The 19,607-nt window shown below is 64.9% G+C and carries 19 protein-coding genes and 1 tRNA gene; 7 read left to right on the forward strand and 13 right to left on the reverse strand.

The genetic code is table 11. The annotated features are described in order from the left end of the window. Positions 1-59: 59 nt before the first annotated feature. From FJX73_04800 to FJX73_04840, 9 genes are all read right to left on the reverse strand, one after another. Entirely contained in the window at positions 60-1,118 is a 1,059-nt protein-coding gene (locus FJX73_04800; protein MBM3470096.1) for an ABC transporter ATP-binding protein, read from the reverse strand. Then, a complete protein-coding gene (locus FJX73_04805; GenBank protein MBM3470097.1) occupies positions 1,108-2,226 on the reverse strand; it encodes an ABC transporter permease in 1,119 nt (372 codons plus the stop codon). Before FJX73_04805 ends, FJX73_04800 begins: the two co-directional genes overlap by 11 nt. A gap of 39 nt (positions 2,227-2,265) precedes the next feature. Continuing rightward, the gene (locus FJX73_04810; GenBank protein MBM3470098.1) at positions 2,266-3,252 is read right to left on the reverse strand and encodes an ABC transporter permease; all 987 of its coding nucleotides are present in this window, start codon (positions 3,250-3,252) and stop codon (positions 2,266-2,268) included. 82 nt (positions 3,253-3,334) lie between these two features. Then, positions 3,335-5,290 (reverse strand): ABC transporter substrate-binding protein, encoded by a 1,956-nt coding sequence (locus FJX73_04815; protein ID MBM3470099.1) that lies wholly within the window; start codon positions 5,288-5,290, stop codon positions 3,335-3,337. Then, positions 5,287-5,829, reverse strand: a complete 543-nt coding sequence (locus FJX73_04820) for a cupin domain-containing protein (protein ID MBM3470100.1) — start codon at positions 5,827-5,829, stop codon at positions 5,287-5,289. The genes FJX73_04815 and FJX73_04820 overlap by 4 nt, the downstream gene beginning before the upstream one ends. Then, a complete protein-coding gene (locus FJX73_04825; protein ID MBM3470101.1) occupies positions 5,826-6,848 on the reverse strand; it encodes a uroporphyrinogen decarboxylase in 1,023 nt (340 codons plus the stop codon). The genes FJX73_04820 and FJX73_04825 overlap by 4 nt, the downstream gene beginning before the upstream one ends. Before the next feature lie 4 nt (positions 6,849-6,852). Next, positions 6,853-7,980, reverse strand: coding sequence for a LacI family transcriptional regulator (locus tag FJX73_04830; protein ID MBM3470102.1), 1,128 nt, complete (start codon positions 7,978-7,980; stop codon positions 6,853-6,855). Between the two features lie 85 nt (positions 7,981-8,065). Beyond that, on the reverse strand, positions 8,066-8,779 hold the full coding sequence (locus FJX73_04835) for a hypothetical protein (protein ID MBM3470103.1): 714 nt from the start codon (positions 8,777-8,779) through the stop codon (positions 8,066-8,068). Between the two features lie 443 nt (positions 8,780-9,222). Beyond that, positions 9,223-9,870 carry a cobalamin-binding protein gene (locus tag FJX73_04840; protein ID MBM3470104.1) on the reverse strand — a complete coding sequence of 216 codons (648 nt, stop codon included), beginning with the start codon at positions 9,868-9,870 and terminating at the stop codon, positions 9,223-9,225. Positions 9,871-10,002: 132 nt separating this feature from the next. Between FJX73_04840 and FJX73_04845 the strand changes: the two genes are divergently transcribed. The 7 genes from FJX73_04845 (at position 10,003) to FJX73_04875 (ending at position 15,320) form a co-directional block, all read left to right on the forward strand. After that, entirely contained in the window at positions 10,003-10,299 is a 297-nt protein-coding gene (locus tag FJX73_04845) for a hypothetical protein (protein ID MBM3470105.1), read from the forward strand. Between the two features lie 6 nt (positions 10,300-10,305). Next, on the forward strand, positions 10,306-10,920 hold the full coding sequence (locus FJX73_04850) for a nitroreductase family deazaflavin-dependent oxidoreductase (protein ID MBM3470106.1): 615 nt from the start codon (positions 10,306-10,308) through the stop codon (positions 10,918-10,920). Positions 10,921-11,305: 385 nt separating this feature from the next. Further along, positions 11,306-11,656: a hypothetical protein gene (locus FJX73_04855; GenBank protein MBM3470107.1), complete on the forward strand. Its 351-nt coding sequence runs from the start codon at positions 11,306-11,308 to the stop codon at positions 11,654-11,656. Between the two features lie 72 nt (positions 11,657-11,728). Then, a complete protein-coding gene (locus tag FJX73_04860) occupies positions 11,729-11,968 on the forward strand; it encodes a hypothetical protein (GenBank protein MBM3470108.1) in 240 nt (79 codons plus the stop codon). A 161-nt stretch (positions 11,969-12,129) separates the two neighbouring features. Further along, positions 12,130-13,221 (forward strand): hypothetical protein, encoded by a 1,092-nt coding sequence (locus tag FJX73_04865; GenBank protein MBM3470109.1) that lies wholly within the window; start codon positions 12,130-12,132, stop codon positions 13,219-13,221. Positions 13,222-13,643: 422 nt separating this feature from the next. Next, positions 13,644-14,474 carry a transcriptional regulator gene (locus FJX73_04870; GenBank protein MBM3470110.1) on the forward strand — a complete coding sequence of 277 codons (831 nt, stop codon included), beginning with the start codon at positions 13,644-13,646 and terminating at the stop codon, positions 14,472-14,474. A gap of 3 nt (positions 14,475-14,477) precedes the next feature. After that, complete coding sequence (locus tag FJX73_04875) at positions 14,478-15,320, forward strand: nucleotidyl transferase AbiEii/AbiGii toxin family protein (GenBank protein MBM3470111.1); 843 nt, start codon at positions 14,478-14,480, stop codon at positions 15,318-15,320. A 53-nt stretch (positions 15,321-15,373) separates the two neighbouring features. On the opposite strand, the gene FJX73_04880 is transcribed toward FJX73_04875, so the two are convergent. The 4 genes from FJX73_04880 to FJX73_04895 form a co-directional block, all read right to left on the reverse strand. Further along, positions 15,374-15,449: transfer RNA gene (locus FJX73_04880), tRNA-Lys, on the reverse strand. 100 nt (positions 15,450-15,549) lie between these two features. Next, positions 15,550-16,794: a M28 family peptidase gene (locus FJX73_04885; protein MBM3470112.1), complete on the reverse strand. Its 1,245-nt coding sequence runs from the start codon at positions 16,792-16,794 to the stop codon at positions 15,550-15,552. Positions 16,795-16,797: 3 nt separating this feature from the next. Continuing rightward, complete coding sequence (locus tag FJX73_04890) at positions 16,798-17,808, reverse strand: AI-2E family transporter (protein ID MBM3470113.1); 1,011 nt, start codon at positions 17,806-17,808, stop codon at positions 16,798-16,800. 67 nt (positions 17,809-17,875) lie between these two features. Continuing rightward, positions 17,876-19,480, reverse strand: coding sequence for an ABC transporter substrate-binding protein (locus FJX73_04895; GenBank protein ID MBM3470114.1), 1,605 nt, complete (start codon positions 19,478-19,480; stop codon positions 17,876-17,878). Positions 19,481-19,607: the final 127 nt, after the last annotated feature.

Raw genomic sequence — 19,607 nt, forward strand, 5'->3', positions numbered from 1 at the left:
CCTGACCTCCAGCAGCGGCCGGGAGTGCTGCGAAAGCCGGGAGTCCTGCGAAGGCCCTGTCACGTCCGCCCCTCCGATTGGTCGTGCAGGAAACAACTCACCAGGTGCCCGTCTGGGGTCGGCCGCAGGGTTGGAATCTGCTGGTCGCACGTCCCGGGCATGAAGTGCAGGCAGCGCGGATGGAACGGACAGCCGCGGGGACGATTGAATGGATGCGGAATAGAGCCGCTGATCGTTGGAAGAGTGACCCGCGGTGTCGAGCGGATGCTCGGAATGGATCGCAGGAGCGCCTGAGTATAGGGATGCTTGGGCGCGTGGAAGATGCCGTCCACGGGTCCCTGCTCCATCACCAGGCCGAGGTACATCACCAGCACGTAATCCGCCGTGTTGGCGATGACCCCCAGATCGTGGGTTATGAAGATGATGGCGGAGTTGCGCTTCTCCTGGAGTTGCCGCAGCAGGCGCAGCACCTGGGCCTGGGTGGTGACGTCCACCGCGGTGGTGGGCTCGTCGGCAATCAGCAGCCGCGGATTGCACGATAGCGCCATGGCGATCATGGCCCGCTGGCGCAGACCGCCGCTCAACTGCCAGGAGTAGTTGTCCAGCCGCTGCTCGGGGGCAGGGATTCCAACATCACGAAACAACCCCGCGGCGATCCGGCGGGCCTCCGCCTCACTCACGGCCTGGTGCAGCGTGATTGCTTCGATGACTTGATTGCCGACCGTGTGCACCGGGCTGAACGCCGCCATGGGTTCTTGTGGAATGAGGGCGATCTCACCCCCGCGTATGTTGCGCATCTCGCGGCCGGTGGGGTCCAGTTTGGCCAGGTCCAGGACAGGGTCGTCGCCGCTGCCGTCGAGCCCGGAGCGCGGCCGGCTGAGGAGGATCTCACCCGAGACGATGCGTCCCGGCGGCTCGACAATCCGCAGGATGGCCTTGACGGCCACGGTCTTACCGCAGCCGCTCTCGCCGACGATGCCGAAGACCTGGCCGGGGAAAACGTCGAAGGACACGCCGTCTACGGCCTTGACGATCCCCTCATCCAAGAGGAAGTGGACCTTCAGGTCCCGCACCGAGAGGAGGGGCAGAGTCCGGTCACCCTGTCGCTCAGTAACCATAAGGGTCGGCAGCATCGCGCAGGCCGTCTCCAACAAGATTGAACGCCAGCACGGCCAGAATCACGAACAGGCCCGGGATGAGCAGCCAGGGCGCATTCGCGACGGTCTGGATGTTCTGCGCTTCCTGCAGCAGTACTCCCCAACTAATCGCCGGCGGCCGAATGCCCAGGCCCAGGTAGCTTAGAGACGTCTCGCTGATGATCATCACCGGGATGGCCAGGGTGCTCGCGGCTATGATGTGGCTGGCCACGGCCGGCAGCATGTGGCGCGTAATGATGCGGAACCGGCTGCACCCCGCCAGCTCGGCGGCGAGGACGAAGTCCTCCTCGCGCAGGGACAGAAACCGGCCGCGCACCTCCCGTCCCAGCGTGGTCCAGCCGATGAACGCAAGAATGACGGTGATCGCGAAGAACACCTTCTGCGGCGGCCAGTCCTGCGGCAGCGCTGCGGTCATGGCGAGCCAGATGGGAATCGTGGGCAGGGACTGCAGCAGTTCAATCAGCCGTTGTATGACCAGGTCCGACCATCCGCCGAAATAGCCGGAGATGCCTCCCAGCAGGGCCCCCAGGATCATGCTGAGCGTGACGGCGATCAGGCCCACGGTCATTGAGGTTCGCGTACCGTGCATCAGGCGCGACCATTGGTCGCGGCCCATCCGGTCGGTTCCGAGCAGATACACCCTGCCTTGAGCGCTGCTTCCGGTGCCCAGGAGGTGAACGTCAGTCTCAAAGAGCCCCAGCACCTTGTACCTGTAGCCGCGTGCAAACAGGCGGATGGGCACCCTCTTCGTCCCGTCAATGCGCCACTCCATGCGAAGTGTGACGGGATTCCGCTCCCCGACAACCGCGGGCGTTGACATGCGGGGTCGCCAGCCGTCGAAGAAGTCGAGGCGCTGCGCGGGTATGAAGGCCATACGCGCATCGGTGATCTCTGGATGCTGGGTGCCGAAGAAGTCGGGGAACAAGACCACGGCATAGAAGACGATCAGCACGGCGCAACTGGCAAGCGCCAGGCGGTGCTTCCTGAAACGCCACCAGATGAGTTGCCAGTTGGACGCCAGCGAAACCCGCTCTTCGGCCTCGGTTACAAGGGGCCCCGCGAGCTGGATGACGGCCTCCTCGGCCTGTGGATTCCCAGCCACCGCGCTCTAGCCCTCCATCCTAATCCGCGGGTCGGCCCAGGCCAGCAGCACGTCGGAGATCAACGTGCCGACTATGGTGAGGAAGCAGTATATCAAGAGGATGCTGCCCGCCAGGTACATGTCCTGACTTATGAGCGCGCGCAACAGGAGCGGGCCGATGTTGGGGAGGTTCATCACGGTGGCGACGATGAGGCTCCCAGAGAAGAGCTGCGGCAGGTACCAGCCGATGGTGCTCACCAGCGGGTTCAGCGCGATGCGAACCGGGTACTTCAGAACGAGCCGCCACTCCGACAGCCCCTTGGCGCGCGCCGTGACGACATACGGCTTGTTGAGTTCGTCCAGGAGGTTGGCGCGCATGATGCGCGTGAGACGGGCTGTCCCGGCAATGCCGAGGATGATTACCGGCAGCCAGATGTGCTTGAGCAGGTCGCCGAAGCGCGCCAGACTCCACGGCGCTTGGACATACTCGGGAGAGAAGAGTCCGGTAATGCTGATACCGAAATGGGAAAAGGCGAGCCACATAAGGACCAACGCCAGCAGGAAGTTGGGCGTCGCCACGCCGACGTAGTTCAGCACTGCAAGCGCGTAATCGAGGAACGAGCGCGGATGCGTCGCCGAGTAGATGCCGGCCGGAATCGCCACCAGCCATGTGAAGACGAAGGAGATAAGAGCGAGCAGAACCGTGAGCAGCAGGAGTTCGCCTATCAACTCTCGATTCGGGCGCTGATACTCCAGGGACAGGCCCAGGTCGCCCTTCAGCAGGCTCTCCATCCAGCGGACGTACTGGATGTAGATCGGCTGGTCGAGCCCAAACTGCCGCTTCAGCGCCTCGACCTGCGCCAGGTCAACGGAGGAACCGGTCGCCGCCAGCATTGAGACGTAGCTGGTCAGGAAGTCGCCCGGCGGCGCCTGCACCAACAGGAAGACCAGAATCGAGAAGACGAGGAGCAGGGCGGGAAGGAGGAGCAGGCGTTGGACTACGACTCGCAGCACCGGAGCTAAACCTCGCCTTCAGCTAAGCGGCGGGCAGCAACGGCATAGCGCCGTTGCCACCCACCGCCGCGTGTCACTTATCTCACTTCTTGTAGAAGAACTGCTCGGTGCGGGCATTCCCCGGCGTGCGCAGCGGCCAGTCCTTGGCCAGCTTGGTCGGGACATTGCGCATCCTCGCGTTGACCACAGCCACCCCCTGGTCCAGCGGGGTCAGGCCGACGGTCCCGATCTCGAACATGTTGTCCACCCAGATCCTGAACATCTCCTGGGCTATCCTGGCCTGCTCCCTGGGGCCGACCGTCCTGCCCCTGTCGATCAGCTCGACGATCCTCTTGGTCTCGGCGGGAGGTTCAACACCTTCCCTTCCTCCCGTATCGTACCACTGCTTCCACAGAGGTCCCGTGGTGATCGTCCCGTAGAGGAGGGAGCGCGGGTCGTACTTCGGCACGCCCGTGAACGGGAAGCCCGAGGTGTCCTGATTCCAGATCTCTGCCTGGAGATCGTTGGCCATTCGCATCGTGAAATGCAGCGCCCGCTCGCGGACCTGGACGAGGGTCCTGATGCCGACCCGCTCCCAGTCTTTGGCGATCAGCTGCGCGATGTCGGGCCAGGGGCCGAAGACGGGGACCACGGAGAGCTCGACGATAGCGCGTCTGGTTGTGCCGGGAAGGAGACGGAACCCTTCCGCGTCCTTTCGATCCAGACCGACCCTGTCCAGCATCCTGTTGGCTTCGTCAGGCCGATGCTCGGTGTACTTCTTCGCCACTGCATCGCCCGGGTAGTAGGGATGCCACGGCGCGGCCACGGGCTGACGGGCTTCACCCAGGCCGAGGAACGCGGACTCCTTGATCTCGTTGCGGTTGATGGCGAGCGACATGGCGATGCGGAAGTCCCTGTTCTGGAACATCCTGGCCAGGTCGGGATCCCTGGTGTAGGTCTGGTTGAAGGTGACGGAGGCGTCCCCGCCGCCGAAGGCGCCCCAAAGGATGATGCGGAACTTGCCGGACTTCTTCTCGTGCTCCTTGAGCACAGGATAGTTTACCAGGCTGATGTGTCGCTCCTGCATGTCCAGTTGGCCGGCGATCGCCGCCAGGTTCAGGGAAGCGACATCGGTGAAGAACTTGAACTGGACGAAGTCTATGTAGGGCAGCTGGTTACCTTCCTTGTCCACGCCCACAAAGTATGGGTTGCGCCGCAGGATGAAGAGCTGGTCGCTGACACGGGTCACCGGCACCCAGGCCGCCATGGTGGGGCGCTCCGGATTTTCCGGCGGGTGGTTCCTGGCCGCGAGGAGCTCCACCCAGGTCCTGAACTTGGCCTCGGCAACCATCCTGTCCAGCTGCGCCTTGTCCGCGTACCGGGCGTGGAACTGCTTCAGGTACTTGGATGGCAGGAAGACCGCGTAGACACGGTCGCCGCTGTCCTTGTTGGCGAGCTCCAGCAGGAAAGTGGTGTTTGGTTCCTTGTACACCCAGCGGACCGTGTAGTCGTCTATCTTTTCAACTACGACGGTCGAGCCATCCTTGTTCTTCATCCAGGTCGGGATGGCAGGAACGAGGTCCTTGTTTAGCAGGACATCGTTGTACCAGAACATAATGTCGTCGGCGGTGAAGGGGGTGCCGTCCGACCACCTGGCTCCCCTGCGCAGTGTAACCGTCCAGGATGTGTAATCCTTTGAAGGCTCTATCTTCGAGGCCAGCTTCATGTCAACCTTGGTGCCGTCTGGCGAGTAGCGAACCAGTGCATCGTAGACAATGCGGTGGTAGTTGTTGAAGTCACCGGGGCCCAGGAAACCTCGCCGCCATACGCCTCCGTACTGGCCGATGCTTTCGAAGGCCTCAACGATGAGTGGGTCTTCGGGCAGGCGCTGGCCCACCGGTGGCAGTTTCCCCGCCTTGACGAGCTCGGCTAGCATGGGCGCTTCCTTGTACTTGGGCGCCTGAGCCAGGGCGTGCGTAGGCGCTGGGGCATAGGTGCCCGCGCACAGCGCGAGAATGGCAATCGTGAGGATCACGAGGCGATGCCGTTTGCCCTTCATGTGTGCACCTCCATTCTTCCCATCTCACTCCGAGGGAGTGATCCCGTTCCGAGACCGGACACCACCGTGTCTACCGTCGGGCCCCACCTCCTCCCCTTACAGAGGTCTGATTTCTCAAGCCGTACACGGCCGAAGTCCCAGCCGTTCATCTCGCACACGACCCTCATGTGGCTGTCCCAGGTGGGCTCGTCTTTGGGTCTCCCCCCCATGAAGGCGTCTACGCACAGATAGCGCAACCGCTGCGGGCCGGTGTACGCGATCTTGTGGAATGTATGTGGAGGTATGCGGACCAGATCCCCGGGATTCACGGGGTAGTACTCCGGCGCCTCGCCGATTTGCACGACTCCAACGCCCTCCAGAACGTAGAAGACCTGCTCCGTATCGTGATGGACGTGCAGCGGAGTGGCTTCACCGGTTTCCAGCGTGACCACGAATGCCTCTGAGGTCTCCGCCTCGGCTCGATCCATGACCAGATCGTTGGTGTGGGTCGGTAGACGATAGCGGACGGTGTCTTTGGTACTGAAGACATATCTGTTCATCTATGTCCTCCCCCTGCCTGGACAAGCGCATCTATCGCCTCGGGCGGCGTTCCCGGGCTGACACCGCCGCCGGCAGAAAGAATCAGCCCCCGTCCGCCGGTCTTTCGCACGCACTCGTGCGCCCAATCCGCCACTTCTGCCGGCGCGCCGCGCGTCATTGCATCCAGAGGCGGGACGTTGCCCATCAACGCAATGCCCGGCATCTTTGCTTGGATGTCGGCAATATCCATGGTGTGGCTGAAGTTGAAGACATCGAAACCGAGCGTGGCCAGGGGGCCGGCCAGGTGCGCGCAGCGGGTGTCGTTGTGGAAGATCTTGATCAGCCCGTCGAACTCGCGAAATACGCGGGAGAGGCGCGGTCGGGCAAACTCCTCGAACATCTGGGGCGAGAGCATGCCGACGATATCGTCGAGCAGCAGTACGCCTTCGGGCGCGCGGAGTACGCCCAGTTGTGCGCGCAGCCAGGCGATGGTAGTCTCCGTGAGCACATCTAGGAGGCGCCCGCTGGCCTCGGGTTCGACTTTGAGCGCGACCAGGAACTCGCTCACGCCGAGCAACCATGCCGCCACGGCGAACGGACCGCGCGCGGCCACCACCCGTACCTTGACTCCATCCGGCAACAGCCGGCGTTCCGCGTCGGCGTAGCGCTGAAGGACGAGTGGCATCAAGCCGTGTCGCTGTGGGTCTGGGGGGTCCATCCCTGCCAGCACGGCAAGACCGCCGACTACGGGTTCTATTGACGGCGGTTGGTCGTGATGCCAGAGCACGCGCGCGCCAAAGGCGGAGGGTTCGATTGCCATGCCGTACTCGACCCAGAATCCGGGAATCCAGGCCACCTCGGGAAACCGGTCGAGGAGCCGCAGATTGACGCGGAGCCACTCGTCGGGCCGCAGGAAGTAGTCCAGGGTATCTATGCCGGCGTAGCCGGGCAGCCATGGGCTATCTACGATCAAGGCCACGGGTATCCGGTCGGCCTGCCCGCCCCGCGCGACTGCAACGAACCGTTCCCAGGGTGACATCGCTCTATGCGTTGGCCGGCGGGCTGCCGCTGCCGGGGCCGCTGCTGACGGGGCCGCCGCCGCCGGGGCTGCCGCCGCCGGGGCCGCCGCCGCCGGAGTTGCCGGATGGCGCGGGCCCTGTGGATTCGCGGACGGTCAGCGGGCTTTCCATCAGCGTGTAGCCCTCGCCGGGAGGCGGCTGCCCCTGGATCACGCGGCGCAGGAGCTGCACCGCCAGGCGGCCCATGCGGTACTTGGGTTGGGCAATGGTCGTCAGGGGCGGGTCCGCGTGAGCCGCCATCGCGATATCGTCGAAGCCAATAACCGAGATATCCTCCGGCACCCGCAGGCGGTGTGCCCGCACGGCGTGCAGGACGCCAAAGGCCATGATGTCGTTGTAGACAACTACGGCGGTCGGGCGGTCCACCGGTGCCTGCGCGAGCAGTGAGCTCATGGCCAGAAACCCTCCGCTCACGTTCGGGAGACTGCTTACGCACAGTTCGGGCCGCAAGGAAAGCGCTGCTTCAGCCAGCGCGTTCTCGATCCCGCGACGCCGGGCCTGTGAAGCCTCGGAGGCGCTGGGGCCGGATATGCAGGCGATGCGCGTGTGATTCAGATCAAGAAGGTGACGCGTCGCGCGGTAGGTGGCGTTTTCGGAGTCAACGGTCACGCAAGGGATCTCGGGGTGCCGGAGGCACCGATTCAGCACGACCATCGGCATCCTGTGGCGGCTGCGCACAGATACCAGCTGCTCGAATGAGAGGCGTGAGCCGCAGATAACGGCACCACTGATTGACTGTCCGGCCAGCGCGCGGAGGATCTGTTCTTCGCGCTGCGGGTTCTCGGTCGTATCAACCAGGACCGTCAAGGAGCCGTCCATGCCTCCCTCGTCTTGAACGCCCCGTGCGATCTCAGCAAAGAAGGGGTTCAGAATGTCGGGAACCAGGAGAACGATGGCGCCCTGCAGAGCAGAGGCGTTCGGACGCGTGCGGTGTGATTCATAACCCAAGGCGGTGAGGGAAGCAACGACGCGAGCGCGGACGCTTTCGCGCACCGGTGCGCTGTTGTTGAGCACGCGGGACACCGTAGACAGGGAAACCCCGGCGTCCCTTGCCACATCAGAGAGGTTCGGGTGAGATCTCCTGACGTTCACGAGACTCTCACGCCCATGCCTTCCTCGTCGCGGCTGACGTTCTGTTTCTTTTCTGAAACTATTAGACTATTATTCGCAAATCATGTCAAGGCCTCGCATACCCGCCGAACTCCCACACCGCTTCCCACATCGCGACGATGTTCCGGGGCGGCGCGTCGGCCTGGATGTTGTGCACGGTGCTGAAGACAAAGCCACCGCCGGGCGCGAGGGACTCGATGTTGCGCTTCACGTCATCCTTCACCTGCTGGGGTGTGCCGAACGGCAGGACCTCCTGCGTGTCAACGCCCCCGCCCCAGAAGGCAATCTCGCCGCCGAAGTCGCGCTTCAGGCCGGACGGCTCCATCCCGCCTGCGCGTATGTGCACCGGATTCAAGATGTCTACGCCCAGCTCGATGAAGTCCGGCAGGAGCGGGCGCACATTGCCGCACGAGTGGAAGAAGAGCCGGGCCGTGGGGGCGAGTTGCCTTATGCGATCGAACAGGATCTTCAGTCGCGGCTTGAGGAGATTGCGGAACATGCGCGGAGAGATGAGCTGCGACGTTTGCGTCCCGTAATCGTCTGCTTCCGAGACCACGTCAATCACGCCGGCGAGCCGGGGTAGGGCCATTTCCCAGAAGGTCAGTTTGAGTTCGAGCATCTTGTCCAGAATCGCGCACGCGAGCACCTCGTTGGCCGCCATGTCCGCCAGGAAGTCCTCCGCGCCGCGCACGCGCTGGGCCATTTCGAGGATCCCTGCCAGCACGCCCTTGATCATCACTGCCTTGCCCTGCGCACGGTACTCCATGGCCTGCTCTTGCAGGCCTGCGATGCGCCGCGGATCGCCCGTGTTGGGCCATCCGTACGAGCGAACGTCGTCGAGGGTGAGGGCCGCCCCTTCCAGTGGAGAGCGCACTATCGAATAGTACAGGCCGTCGGGTTTAGGGCGCCGATGCGTGATGCCCCACTCATCGGTGTACTCCCAGGCGTCGCCCACATCCGCATTGACGATGCGCCAGTTGTGGCTGTTGAGCGGGAACAATCCGCGCACATCAACGTCGAAGCGCTCAACCAGGTCCTGGTCCGGCAGGACAAGCTGCTGGATCGCATCGCAAATCCGCGGCTCTGCGGGCGGGAGGCCGATGTGTTCGCGGAGACCCTGGTAGGCGAGGACGTGAATGCCGGTGACCTGCGTGCTGCCGAGATCAAACGGCACGCGGTCGGGTTCGCGGTGATCAATCGCGGTGAGCAGGCGCTCGCGGGAGTTCATCGTCCCTCGGTTAGCCCCAGGACGTTCCTCGCAATCCTCACGGCGGCGGTCGCGTTCTCGCCGTACCCGTCGGCGCCGATCCCCGCGGCGAACCGGTCCGTTACCGGGGCGCCGCCCACCAGGACCTTCACGCGCTCCCGTAGCCCTGCCTCCACAAGGGCGCGGACTACCGCATCCATCTGGGGCATGGTGGTCGTCAGCAGGGACGAGATCCCGAGAATCTCCGCCTGGTGCTCGCGCACCGCCTGGACGAAACGCGCGGCGGGAACGTCCACCCCTAGGTCCACCACCTGGAACCCTGCACCTTCCAGCATCATCGCGACCAGGTTCTTCCCGACGTCGTGCAGGTCGCCCCTTACGGTCCCGATGACCACCGTGGCGACCGGCCTAACGGCCCGCTGCGCCAGGAGCGGCTTGAGGAGCGCCAGGCCCGCCTGCATCGCCCGCGCTGAGACCAGCATCTCCGGCACGAAGTACTCCTGGCGCTCGAACCGCGCCCCCACCTCCGTCATCGCGGGGATCATCCAGCGGCTCACCAGATCCTCCGGGGGCACGTGCTCGTCCAGCGCCGCCTGGACGAGTTCCTTTGCCCGGACGGCGTTCCCCTCGACGATGGCGGTCAGGAGTTCCCGAAGGTCAGTCATGGCGGTGCTTCCTCCCGAAGAAGTGGCGTCCAACAGGAAGGATTCGTCGTCTGCGCGTCGCTGCCTGTCAACAAAACCCGGATGAGAGCAGGCGCAGCGGGCGTGCGCGGCGAACTGGTCCGGGGGGCCCCTATGAATACGGGCGACAGGAAGCGCGGCCACTATCTCGGAACCGAGATTGATGAGAGATGGTGGCGCCGTTACATCACGGCCAATCCCATAGTCATTCCGCTGCACGATGTGGTTGAGGTCAAGGTGGGTAAATGGCACTCCGGTCGGTGGGCCGGCGGCAAGCCGATCGTCAAACTGGTTTGGGTGAAGGAAGCCGTGCGTCTTAGCTCCGGCTTCATCCTCTCGGCGGATCGGGGCGAGACCGAGAGGCTGGCCGCTGAGTTACGATCACAGGGGATGCGATCACAGGGGAAGTGAGCCCTGATGGACCTGTCCTGCATACCTCCTCAACAGCTCCGCAGGTGGTTCAAGTCCTTCAACAAGTTCATGGTTCTGTTGTGGCGCCTGGGCCTCGGGAGCTATGGGAACGGCACCAGGTACGGCGGATACGTCATGGTCCTCAAGCACACCGGCAGGAAGACCGGCCTCACCCGCCTGACTCCCCTGAACTTCGCCGAGGTGGGCGGCGACATCTACTGCACGGCCGGCTTCGGGCAGACGGCGGACTGGTACCGCAATATCACGGCCAACCCTCGGGTAGAGGTCTGGCTGCCTGACAGCCGGTGGTCGGGGTTGGCAGAGGACGTCACAGGAAGGTCGGATCGAATCGATCTGTTTCGCAGGGTCATCATAGCCAGCGGCTTCGCGGGCCCCCTGTACGGGGTGAACGAGAAGAAGAGCACCGATGCGGAAGTAGAGGGCCTGCTGGGGACCTACAGGCTTGTCCGTATACGGCGCGAGCAGACCATCACCGGGCGTGGCGGTCCTGGGGACCTGGCATGGGTGTGGCCCCTGGCGGTGCTCGTCCTCCTCCTTTTGCTGGCCAGAAGGCGACATCGAAACAAGGGTGAGGCCGAAGGAAGAGGCCGTAACCGCTAGACCGGGCCTTCTCCTTCACGGAAAGAGGGCGACCTCTCACTTGCCAATGAACGGCGGGAATCCCCCGAACCCAACGCGCGCAAACGCTCTTGCTCGGAATCCCTGCTCCATTCGTCAACCGGATCCTGAGCCCGTATCTCGCCGGAATCCTGCCCGTTCAAAGGGACTCAGCGTTCTCGGCCCTAGCGACCGGTGTCTACTGGTGGCGACTTCGAAGCGCGGCAGGCAGTCCACCGCACCAGGGAGTTGTCATGCTCGAAGGGTAGGTATTACCTGCACCATCTTGGCCGGAGGTCATCCCGGGGAAAGGTAGTACACGGCGCGCAGGCCGGCGTGTACCTCAAAGAAGGTGGCGCACGCCATCGCACGTGGAGGAGGCTCCTAAATGGAGCGGAAGGTCGCGGTGCTGGTTAGGCAAGAAGGGTTAGGAAGAACTCGGCCCGACGATCAGGCATTCGGTCTAGAGATGTTCGATCTCTTCCTGCATGCCATGGAGAGTCAGGTAACCAGGCTGCATGCGATGTGCTTCTATACCGGAGGTGTCAGACTGGTTTGCGAGGGCTCGCCGGTGCTCGCAAGCCTGCAGCTCCTGGCGGGGATGGGCGTGCGCCTGGTAGTTTGTGGAACATGCCTTGAACACTTCGGCCTATCCGAAAAGGTTGCGGTTGGCGAAGTGGGTGGGATGAAGGACATCGTAGACTTGCTGATGGAAGCAGGCCACGTCATCACGGTGTAATATTCTCGGGCGCCTCATCCCCAGCGTAAGGCTGGCGCGGAGGCGTCGTTGTAGCTGCCGGAAAGCCTCGTCATGATCACAGTGACCACGACGCGCCTCGCCGAGCGCACCGTATCGCACCGCCGTGAATCCTGTCGTCACCGTCCACTGGGGCGGGGGTGCAATCGCCTCGTCGTCTGCAGCGCCAGGGCCGGCTTCCGCGTCTCCGTTGAGGATGAGGTTTCTGCCGAACTGGGCATCGGGTTGGGCCTGGGCAAACTGATACTCCGTGAGGGCGCTCAGGCTCACCAGGACAACCGCGAGCCCGACTGACAGGACGATCCGCATCGCCAGCCTCCCGTACCCCGTCCAGGGGGTATGGGCCCTGAGGGATTCGAACCCCGACGCTCGAAGAAGACCGCAAGCATAGTCACGGGGTCCGATCGGGGGGACTGGGGCATGCGTTGCGTGGATCTGTGGGAGGGGGCCAGGCAATGAACCCGTGTGACCGGGTACGGATGACGCTGAATCACATCGCCCCCGACCGCCCTCCAGTTGATGGGACCTTCCGCTCGCAGGTATGGAGGAAGTTGCGGGCCCACGTCGGCGTACACGACGATGACCAAATCATGGATATGCTCGGCTTTGATTTCCGTCAGGCCGTCGTCGAACCGTCTCGCGAATTCGCTTCCACGGCGGTACCCGCTCCCGTTGAGGTCGGCGTGGGCGTCGGGTCGCGGAACCTGGTTCGTGTGCTGCCCAACGGCGAGTTCGAGGACGATCGCGGCATCCGCCGGGTCATCGATAGTACCGAGACCTACTACAGTTTCACTCGCCACCCCCTCGGGGGCGCCGAGAGCCCGGACGTCTTCACGTTCCCGAATCCTGATCTCCCCGAACGCTACACTCACCTCTCCAGGCAGGTGCAGCGGTTCAAAGATCGCTACATGGTTCAAATCGAGACCGGGAATATCTTCCGCGACGCGTGGGAGTTGCGCGGATTTGAACAGTTCCTGATGGACACGCGCATCAACCGTGCTTTCACCACCCGGTTGCTCGATCGCATCACTGTGCACAAGATTGCGGACGTGAACCGGATGGTCGAGGCTGGAGCCGACATCATCCAGATGGCTGGTGACATCGCAACCGGTCAGGGCATGATGATCTCCCCCGCTTGGTGGCGGGCCGAGATCAAACCGCGTCTCGCGCGGGTTGTTGCCGCAACGCGCCGCTCTGGCGTGTACTACTACTTTCACAGCGACGGCGCCATGCAGGCGGTGATTCCCGACCTTATCGAGCTTGGTTTCGATATCGTCGATCCTCTACAGCCGGAATGCATGGATGTCGTGGCACTCAAACGCCAGTATGGGGCCCGCATCACGTTCCATTCGACTTTGTCCTCACAGCGTACCTTGCCGTTTGGGAACGTCGAGGATGTGCGTGCCGAAGTCAGAGCGCGCATCAGGGAGTTGGGACAGACCGGCGGCCTGATCCTGGCCCCGTCTAACGTCGTGCAGCATGACGTGCCGCTGGAGAATCTGTTGGCGGTTTACGATGAGGCCTTGAGGTCGTCAGGAATCATGTGACGTGCCTCATCCTGCCGGGTGGGCCCTGAGGGACTCGAACCCCCGTCGCGCGGGTTCTGTATCAGAGCGTTTGGTCCCGAGAATTAGCAAGGGATTAGCTGAAACCAGGCAGCAAGAATCTCCCACGGTCTGGCGCAACCTCCAATCCAGATCACGTGCGCGAGCCGCTCGGTCAGCGCCGCGCTCACGTTGTACACCACGCCGCAGTTTCTCACGTCAAACCGGATCTCTTGGTGGGCCGGGCGCTCGACCGCCTCCTCGATGCTGATCGGTCTGCGCTCCTGACAGAGGTCGTCCTGCGAAATGATAACCTATACGCGGAACGTACCTTGACAGGCTACATTCTGCAAGCAGGAGATAACTCAAGATCGGAGAATGATGCCCTGAATGCGAAACGCAGCTCGTGAGGAATCGAAATGCAGATGAAAGATCACTCGCGCCTCAAGACCCTGGGGCCGCAGGCGGCGCGCCTGGTGACCACCTTGCACGAACGGGGGCGGCCGATCTTCACCCTGGCCGACGTCAAGGAGATCACGGGCCTCAGGCCGGGGCCCGCCCGCGCCTTCATGCACAAGATCGCCGCCCGCGGCATCGCGGTCCGGCTGCGGCCTGGGGTCTTCGCGCTGATCCCGTTCGATCTGGGCCGCGCCCGCGAGTACTTGGGCAATCCCTACGTCGTGGCCCGCGAACTGGCGGGCGGGACAGACTACTACCTCTCCCACGCCTCTGCCATGGATCTCCACGGGATGACAACCCAGCCCCAGCTCATCATCTACACCACCTCTCCTCGGTGGCGACGCAGCCGGTCGGTACTCGGGACGACGTTCCGATTCGTCTACTGCAAGCGCGCGCGCTTCTTCGGCACCATCCCCCACTGGGTGGAGAAGCACGAGCAGGTCACCGTCAGCGACCCCGAGCGGACCGTGCTGGACGGCCTGCGCCAGCCCGAGTACTGCGGCGGCATCACCGAGATCGCGAAGGGCCTGTGGATGCGCCGAGCCGACCTCGATCCTTCGAAGCTCGTCAACTACGCCCTGCGGCTTGGCATCGGGGCCGTGATGCGACGGCTGGGGTATCTGATGGAGACGTATGGCCTGGGCACGCCGCGCCAGCTCGAACGACTCCGGCGGCGCCTCACGCCGGCCTACGCGCTGCTCGACCCACTCCTCCCGCGAGAAGGGAAGTTCCTCGCCCGATGGCGGCTGCGGCTCAACGTCCCTCCCGAGGAGCTGCGAGCGGCAGTCGGGACTTGAGCGGTGATCCCCCGGCGCAGCCTGTCCTTGCTCTCAAACCGCCTGGCCCAGGCAGGCGGCCGGCGGATCCCGGAGGCCGTGCTGGAGCGTGACTACTGCCTGGCGTGGTTCCTGGTCGGCCTCTCGCGCGCGCCGCTGCGAGAGCGCCTGGCGTTCAAGGGTGGGACCGCCCTTAAGCGTTGCTACTTCGCCGGCTTCCGGTTCTCCGAAGACCTCGACTTCACGTTGACCACCGAGACCCCGTTCAAGGTGATCCGCGAAGAGCTCGACCCCGTCTTCGCGGAGATCCAGCGCGCATCCGGGATCATCTTCCGGTTCGTCCGCCAGGACAGACAGCCCCACGCCAACAGCCACACCTTCTACCTCGGCTATGAGGGCCCGCTGCCCGCGCCCGCCGCCGGCAGGGAGGTCAAGGTAGATATCACGATCCGAGAACGCGTCGTCTTCCCTCTGGAGCGCCGCCCCGTCCTCCGGGGGTACGAGGAGTACACCGATCTGCCCGGGGGTACCAGGGTGCCGGTCTACTCGCTCGGCGAGATTGCCGCGGAGAAGGTCGTGGCACTGATGGACCGGGCCCGCGCGGAACCCCGCGACCTCTACGACGCGTGGTTCCTCCTGACCGGAGCGCACGCCGATCCCGCAGACCTCCTCGCCGCCGTCGAGGCGAAGTGGGCGTTCCGCGGGAAGACCCTTCAGGAGGTGCGGGGCGCGTTCCGGGCCAAGGAGGCCCGGTACCGGCGCCTCTGGGAACCGCGACTGGCCCCTCAGATGGTCGAGCTGCCTCCGTTCGAGGTCGTCTATCGCGGGGTAGCGCGGACCTTGCGTCGGGCTGGCGTGATCCGCTAGAGCGCGAAGACCCGAGAAGTCCGGCGGCGGAAGCGCAGTCGTCGTGCAAGTCCTGGTGGGCCCTGCAGGACTCGAACCTGCGACGCGCGGGTTAAAAGCCCGCCGCTCTACCCGCTGAGCTAAGGGCCCAACACCTGGACGGGCGGCCTACCGGCGAGTAGTATAGCACGCCTGCGGCCCTCCACCTGCGGCCATCCGCCTGCGGCCATCCGCCTGCGCCCGGGTGCCGCTATCCCTGCCCTCGCACCTGACCGTCCAAGTACCCCAGCAGCGCCCAGGCAAACTCCTCGGTACGGTCGAGTACACCGGGGTCTACCCTGTCAAACGTGTCGGTAGGCCGGTGCCAGTCGGGCAGCACGCCCTGCGGGGTAAAGTTGATGATCGCCAGCGAGCGGCAGCCCGCGGCGGTCAGCGGCGAGTGCTCGCTGAACAGCCCGCGGTAGTAGTGCTCGTATGCGCCGAGGTCCGGGCGGGCTGCGGCCACCGCGCGCGCCGCGGCCAGCAGCGAGGGATCTGCGCGCATCGGGAGCAGCACGTGCTCCGCAGTGATCATGCACGGCCCGGCCCCAGCCCCGGCGATGTTGTCGAGAATCAACCAGTCGGCGTCCCTCAGTCCGGGGTACTCCTCCAGCAGCCGCACCGGGCCGGTGGCGCCTGTCTCCTCGGCGCCGGAGTTCAGCAGCCACACCTCTGTGCCGTCCAGCGGTGAATCCTTGAGCCGGGCGGCCAGGGCGAGGACCGCGGCCGCGCCCGAAGCGTTGTCGTTGGCCCCGGGCACGTACCGGCTGAACTCGGGCTGCAGGGTGACAAGGAGCACCACGGCCACGATCGCCGCGGGCGGGAGCGCGAACCGCAGGCTGTAGACATCCGGCCACACAACGGCCAGTGTCAGCAGCCCGGCAAGCGCCACAAACGAGATCACGCCCAGCGTGGTCAGCGCCTGGAACACGCGGAACGCCAGTGGCGATGCCATTGCCAGCGGCGTGCGGTGCGTGTCCACGTGCCCGCTGACGACGATGGTGCGCCTACGCTCGCCGCGCGGCCTCGCGACCGCACATACGTTCTGCGAGGTGCCCTGCGGTATGAGCCGAGCCAGATGGTTAGGGCGGAACGCGAGTTGCAGCAGGATCGAGACAGTTGTGCCCAGAGCGAGCAGGGCTGCCAGCAACCTCCCGGCAGCCCGTACCCCGGCCACGAGGGCGCCGGGTCCCGGCCCTCCTGGGACCTGCGCCCCTGCTGACGGCAAGAGCAGATAGAAGGCAAGCAGGCTGAAGAGCACCAGCCCCGCTCCGATCGAGAATGGTGCCCATCCCGAGCGCGCGGCGCGGAACGGCTGCACGCGCACGTCGTAGCCCAGGTCGCGCATCACCTGCGCGCAGTAGTCCGAGGCGCGGCGCTCCTGATCGGTGCATGACCCGCGGGGACCGATGGCAACAGAAAGGTGCTCGATGTGCCGGAGCGCGTCCTGACTCATGATTCAGGGCCTCCACCACGCGATGATCTCGCGCGCCACCACAACCACCGGTACCGCGAAGAACATCCCCAGCAATCCAAAGAGCTGCCCCAACGCCAGCAGGGCGACGATGATCGCCAGGGGATGAATGCGGGTCATGCGGCCGATCACCAGCGGTACCAGGACGTTGGCCAGCAGCTTCACCAGCGTTACCACCAGCAGCGCCCACGCCCAGACCGCGCCGCCCTCCGGGGCTGCCGCCAGCAACGCGACGCCGTAGGTGGCGAAGCCACCGATGTATGGAATGGCCTCGGCCACGCCCGCGAAGGCGCCGATCGCCAGCGGACCCGGAACGCCGGCCAGCGCCAGCCCGGCAGCGGTCAGGGTACCGACGATCGAGCTGACGACGACCTGCGCCCACAGGCCCCAACGCAGCGTGGTCGTCAGCGTTGCCAGCAGCGCCTCGACGCGCGCGCGGTCACGCGCGGAAATCAGCGACAGGGTCGCGGCCCGCGCCGGCCTGTAGTCCAGGAGCACGAAGTAAACCGCAAAGGGCACGAGCAGCAGGAGGTAGATCTGGCCGATGCTCCTGGCTGCCACATTGACGGTCCGCGCTACCGCGGCGTTGGCGGCGGTGACAGCGGTCTCACCCGCGCGCTCCCAGGCGGTGCGGAGCAGGTGCGGGAAGGTCGGCTCGGCCACCCGAACCTGCCACCCTGACAGGAACTCGGTCACCGCGGCGATTCCCTGCGGCGTCAGGGCCATCAACACCTGTCCCTGATGGATGATCCAGGGGATGACGCTCATCACCCCCAGCACCAGCAACGCGGCCAGACCCAGCAGCGCAAGCCCTGCCGCGGCGCCGCGCGGCATGCGGGCGCGGGTCTCGAGCCGGTCCACAACCGGGAAGATTGGGAAGGTAGTCACGGCCACGACGACGGTCGCGGTCACCAGAGTGCTGAGGCGACCGAGCACCCATACGGCGGCAACCAGGCCCGCGGCCCAGAGAGCGGGGCGGAGCCACGATCGGTCCATGGTCCGCAGATTCAGCGCGCAGACCCCGATTCCCCCTGGGACCTGCGATCAGCGCACGGGCGGTCTGCTACCGCCTCGGCTCCAGCCAGGTGTTCCAGAGGTAGTGCGACGGCATTCCCAGGTATCCCTTCAGCTCCGGCCGGTGAACGTGCATGAAGAAACCGTCGCCGAGCTTCACGGTGGGCACCTCGTTCCAGAACAGCAGCTGCGCACGGCGCCAGAGGTCCATCCGGACTTTGGGGTCGCTGTGCCGCCGCATGAGCGTCAGGATCGCCTGCATGTCACGGGTCTCATACCAGCCCGGGAAAGTGGTGCTCAACACCAGCAGGAACGTGGGGTCGGGTACGGCCGTGAACGTCGTGATCATGACCTCCCAGCCCTCGGTCCGGGCGCGGCGGGTCAGCACCGTCGCCCAGTCCATGAACTGCAGGTCCACGTTGAAGCCCACCCGCTCGAGCATCGGCTTGGCCACCGGGGCTGAATGGGCTGCCCAGAGCGATTCGGCGGTGACGAGGAAGCGGATCGGCTCGCCGCGATAGCCGCTCTCGGCAAGAAGCCGGCGTGCCAGCTCAGGGTTCTTCTGGACGTAGAGCTCCTTGCCGGCGTCGGACCACATGTAGTGTTCCTTGGGCATCAGACTGGAGTCAATGCGGTAGAACAGGGGGTTGCCGTACGCCGCCTTCATTATGGGCTCGACGTCCAGCGCGGCCAGCATCGCCTGGCGGACCTTCAAGTTCGCTGTGGGGCCGGTGCGCTTGTTCAGCACGAACGCCAGGAAGCTGGGCACCGGTCCGCGGAAGGGGACCGCGCTCGGTTCGCGGCGGAGCCGGTCGTAGTCGTCGGCAGAGACCAGCTCGGCGAACTGATACTCGTTGCGTTGCACGCCTGCCACCCTAACCGCCGCGTCCGGGATCGGAACAAACGTGATGCCGTCCAGGTGGGCGGTCCGTCGCCCGCTCATGCCGTCGGGCGTCTCGGTGCGCGCGGCGTAACGATCGAACCGCTCGAAGCGCAGGTGCCGGTCCGGGATGTGCTCGACGAACCGGAACGGGCCGGTGCCGATGAACTTGCGCAGCGGGCCGGCGCCGGTCTCGTCCACGATCTCCTTGGGGTAGATCGCGGCAAACTGGGTCCACCAGGCCAGATCCGCGGGAAGTAGGGAGTAGGGATCCTTCAACTTGATCACTACCGTGTGCGCGTCGGGCGCGGTGAGCGAAGCAACGTTGGCGAAGAGCGCCCGGCCGCGGACAGCCATGCGACCCCAGCGGGCCAGCGAGGCCACGACGTCTTCGCTGTTCATGTCCCGGCCGTGGTGGAAGGGAACACCCTTTCGGAGCGTGATCGTGTGGGTCCGCCGATCCGGCGTTGTGGTGTACTGGTCCGCGAGCATCGGTACTGGCTCAAGCTTGCTGTTGATCGTAAACAGGGTCTCGAAAATGTGGTGCATCGTGTACGAGACGACCAGCGCAGTGGTGGCGTGCGGGTCGAGCGTCGGCCCCTCACTCTGGAGCGCGAACGTCAAAACGCCCCCGCGGCGGGGTTGCTGCGCATCGGTGGCGGCAAACGGGGTGAGCAGGACAGCCAGGGCGGCGAGCACCGCGATCGTTCTGCTGAACATGGGCCTTCCCCCTGTCGCTGGAACGTATGGTTTGGAGCGCTTATCGCGAAGCATACCGGCGCAGGGCAGCGGCGTCAACGACGGAGGTGCGCCGCGGTGCGGCCCCGAATCCGTACCCGTGACGCCGGGCGGCCGCAGGCGGAGCCGGTCGCTTCGGGCACATCGCGGCAGCCACTCTCAA

This window comes from Armatimonadota bacterium (assembly GCA_016869025.1).
GTDB lineage: Bacteria > Sysuimicrobiota > Sysuimicrobiia > Sysuimicrobiales > Humicultoraceae > VGFA01.

Coding starts and splice junctions, on each gene's coding strand:
- FJX73_04825 (MBM3470101.1), bottom strand. CDS start 6,848: ATGTCACCCTGGGAACGGTTCGTTGCAGTCGCGCGGGGCGGGCAGGCC.
- FJX73_04800 (MBM3470096.1), bottom strand. CDS start 1,118: ATGGTTACTGAGCGACAGGGTGACCGGACTCTGCCCCTCCTCTCGGTG.
- FJX73_04815 (MBM3470099.1), bottom strand. CDS start 5,290: ATGAAGGGCAAACGGCATCGCCTCGTGATCCTCACGATTGCCATTCTC.
- FJX73_04890 (MBM3470113.1), bottom strand. CDS start 17,808: ATGGACCGATCGTGGCTCCGCCCCGCTCTCTGGGCCGCGGGCCTGGTT.
- FJX73_04895 (MBM3470114.1), bottom strand. CDS start 19,480: ATGCTTCGCGATAAGCGCTCCAAACCATACGTTCCAGCGACAGGGGGA.
- FJX73_04860 (MBM3470108.1), top strand. CDS start 11,729: ATGATCACAGTGACCACGACGCGCCTCGCCGAGCGCACCGTATCGCAC.
- FJX73_04870 (MBM3470110.1), top strand. CDS start 13,644: ATGAAAGATCACTCGCGCCTCAAGACCCTGGGGCCGCAGGCGGCGCGC.
- FJX73_04865 (MBM3470109.1), top strand. CDS start 12,130: ATGAACCCGTGTGACCGGGTACGGATGACGCTGAATCACATCGCCCCC.
- FJX73_04850 (MBM3470106.1), top strand. CDS start 10,306: ATGGACCTGTCCTGCATACCTCCTCAACAGCTCCGCAGGTGGTTCAAG.
- FJX73_04845 (MBM3470105.1), top strand. CDS start 10,003: ATGAATACGGGCGACAGGAAGCGCGGCCACTATCTCGGAACCGAGATT.
- FJX73_04820 (MBM3470100.1), bottom strand. CDS start 5,829: ATGAACAGATATGTCTTCAGTACCAAAGACACCGTCCGCTATCGTCTA.
- FJX73_04840 (MBM3470104.1), bottom strand. CDS start 9,870: ATGACTGACCTTCGGGAACTCCTGACCGCCATCGTCGAGGGGAACGCC.
- FJX73_04855 (MBM3470107.1), top strand. CDS start 11,306: ATGGAGCGGAAGGTCGCGGTGCTGGTTAGGCAAGAAGGGTTAGGAAGA.
- FJX73_04885 (MBM3470112.1), bottom strand. CDS start 16,794: ATGAGTCAGGACGCGCTCCGGCACATCGAGCACCTTTCTGTTGCCATC.